The sequence below is a fragment of the Paenibacillus senegalensis JC66 genome, assembly GCF_000285515.1.
GTDB classification, from domain to species: Bacteria; Bacillota; Bacilli; order Paenibacillales; family NBRC-103111; genus Paenibacillus_L; species Paenibacillus_L senegalensis.
The window spans coordinates 311,314-313,978 of the sequence record NZ_HE610957.1 but is presented as its reverse complement, the minus strand read 5'-3'; the positions used below and the strand labels follow the sequence as shown (position 1 = coordinate 313,978).

General features: G+C 48.6%; 3 protein-coding genes. All 3 read left to right on the top strand.

Translation table 11 applies throughout. The features are described from left to right. Nucleotides 1-306: hypothetical protein (locus tag PSHG_RS31150; RefSeq protein WP_026021129.1), on the top strand; the 306-nt coding region annotated here is incomplete at its 5' end. An 84-nt stretch (nucleotides 307-390) separates the two neighbouring features. Then, entirely contained in the window at nucleotides 391-537 is a 147-nt protein-coding gene (locus PSHG_RS30360) for an RAxF-45 family protein (RefSeq protein WP_157213421.1), read from the top strand. A 150-nt stretch (nucleotides 538-687) separates the two neighbouring features. Beyond that, nucleotides 688-2,655 carry a ribosomal protection-like ABC-F family protein gene (gene abc-f / locus PSHG_RS01740; protein WP_010268530.1) on the top strand — a complete coding sequence of 656 codons (1,968 nt, stop codon included), beginning with the start codon at nucleotides 688-690 and terminating at the stop codon, nucleotides 2,653-2,655. Nucleotides 2,656-2,665: the final 10 nt, after the last annotated feature.

Below are 2,665 nucleotides of genomic sequence, written 5' to 3'. Positions count from 1 at the left end.
ATTGAGGGAGGGGTGCTGCTTTCACTTCTTGCTATAACTGCATTTACTATCATACGATTTATCAGGAGCAGAAGAATCCCTCGCAAAAAAGCTCTATTTTGGGTAAGTGGTCTTGCTTTGTGGGGAGTCGGCTTGGCGCTAGTGCCGGTTGCTCTGTTACTTGCTGACGTGGGCTGGCGCACCTTATGTTTGTTCTCGCCGGATATAGCAGCAATGATAGTGGGCATTGTTCTGCTCCTGGGAGCTAACGGCCTGCTCTGCTTCCTCTGGGCAAGAAGGGCAGGCCATCCAATTCCTGCCCAATAAATATTAAGAAATACGGGGATGGACAATTGCACAGGTCCCGGCTATAATAAAAACAACTTTATTCAATAGGAGGTGAGGCAGGAGATGAACTCCTCAATCGCAAGTTTGCGAATCAGCCAGTTACCTATGGTAATCAGCGGCATCTTTTTTACAAATCAGGTCAACGGGATACGTCTGTCTATTTTTACCAAAACGATGACATGGCGAAAAGATTCTCCTGCCTTGACCTGAACGTCATTACGTGTTTGGAGGCTGCGGGATATTTTTCCCGCAGCCTTTTTCTATGCAGATATGCATTGGAACAGAAGCTTTGCCATAAGCCAACTGTTCATCACGTGAGTTCCGGTCCGGGAGTCTGCCGCCCGGAGGAGGAAACCAGCGATGATTATTCAATTCAATGAGGTTAGTTATTTCTATGGTGCGGAACAGGTTTTAGAGAATGTTAACTTTGACATTAAAGAAGGAGAGCGTATCGGATTAATTGGCCGCAATGGCAGTGGAAAAACTACGGTCTTTCGCTTGCTCAGCGGTATGCTAACCCCACATGCAGGGCAAGTTCACCGGCGGAAAGGCTGCCGGGTTGGATTGCTTGAACAGGTGCCCTCGGTTCGGGAGGACTGTACAGTTTATGATGTGCTGTCCGAAAGCTTCGAGCAGCTCAAGCAATGGCAGGCTGAGCTTCGCCGGTGGGAGCGGCATATGAGCGACCCGGTTATTGCTGCCGATGAAGGTAAGATGGCGGAGCTGCTGCATAAATACGGCCAAACTATGGAGCGATTCCAACAAGCCGGCGGATATGAAATGGATGCCCGAATAGACAAAGTCGCGTCGGGATTAGGCATTAGCCCTGCCAATTATGAACGTCTGTTCCAATCGTTGTCCGGGGGTGAAAAAACGAAGGTATGCTTGGCGGCTGTGCTGCTTCAAGCTCCAGATGTTCTGCTGCTTGATGAACCAACCAATCATTTGGATAGCGATGCGCTGGAATGGTTGGAAGCCTATCTCGTTTCCTATCAGGGTACGGTTATCGTCGTATCACACGACCGCTATTTTCTCGATTGTGTTGTGGGCAAAATTATCGAGATCGAGGATCGGGAGGCCGTGATATATTATACGAATTACTCCGGTTACCAGAAAGAGAAAGAAGAACGACTGCTTCGCGAATTTGCCCAATATGAAGAGCAGCAGAAAAAAATCCGCAAAATGCAGGAAACGATTAAGCAGCTTAAAGAGTGGGGAAACCGCTCCAATCCTCCTAACCCATCTTTTCACCGCAGGGCTGCATCTATGGAAAAAGCTTTGGAACGAATGGTTAAGCTTAAGCGGCCTGTACTGGAAAGAAAATCAATCGGCTTGGCGCTCGATGCAGCGGGCCGTTCCGGCAAGCGGGTATTGGCAATAAAAGAAGTTGGCAAAAAGTATGCTGACCGCACATTGTGGAAACCGGTTGATTTGCAGGTTCAATATGGAGAACGGATAGCCATCTTGGGGGAAAATGGTTCGGGGAAAACGACATTGCTGCGCATGCTGACAGGCCAGGAGACAAGCAGCAGCGGTGAAATTCATTGGGGTGCCCGGGTTAGTATAGGATTTCTTGCCCAGGAGGAGCATCCTCCCGAAAATGCGGTGACCGTACTCCATTACTTCCGGGAGCAAGCAGCTATGGAAGAGGGGAAAGCGAGAGCAGAGCTTGCGCGCTTTCTATTCTATGGTACAGATGTGTTTAAACAAGTAAGTCAATTATCAGGCGGGGAATGGAGCCGCTTAAGGCTGGCTCTGCTTATGCATCAACAGCCGAATGTGCTGCTGTTGGATGAGCCGACCAATCATCTCGATATAGATTCCCGGGAAGCCTTGGAGGAGGCGCTTTTAGAATATACGGGAACCGTGCTGGCTATATCGCATGACCGTTATTTTATCAATCGCTTGTTCTCTAAACTATGGATTCTGGAGGATGCCGAGTGGCATGTTTTCGCAGGGAATTACAATGATTATAGCAGCAAAAAGAAAGCTGCGGCCCGAAGTATTGCGGAATCTAATAGTAAAGCCGGAACAGAAAAGGCAAATCTTAAGCCCGATCGCTCAAACAGGAAGCAAAGGTCGGCAAGCGAGCCTGATTCTAATCTAGACGCAAGCTCTTATGAAGATAGGATCATGGAGCTCGAAGCCCGCTTGGAAAAGCTGGAAAGCGAATTATCCGCTTGGCTGGAGGCAAAGTGCAGTGTACCCTTAGAGCAGGAGGGGAGCTTTGCGGAAGCGGTCTACAAGGAAAAAGCTCAAGACTATTTAAATCTGAAGAATCAGCTTGAACGCCTTTATCAAAAGTGGGTGGAAAGCGGGGCCGATTAAACGGTTTAAC

Bases quoted from the DNA above. Each gene is read 5' to 3' on its own strand.
- PSHG_RS30360 (WP_157213421.1), top strand. From the start codon at position 391: ATGAACTCCTCAATCGCAAGTTTGCGAATCAGCCAGTTACCTATGGTA.
- abc-f (WP_010268530.1), top strand. From the start codon at position 688: ATGATTATTCAATTCAATGAGGTTAGTTATTTCTATGGTGCGGAACAG.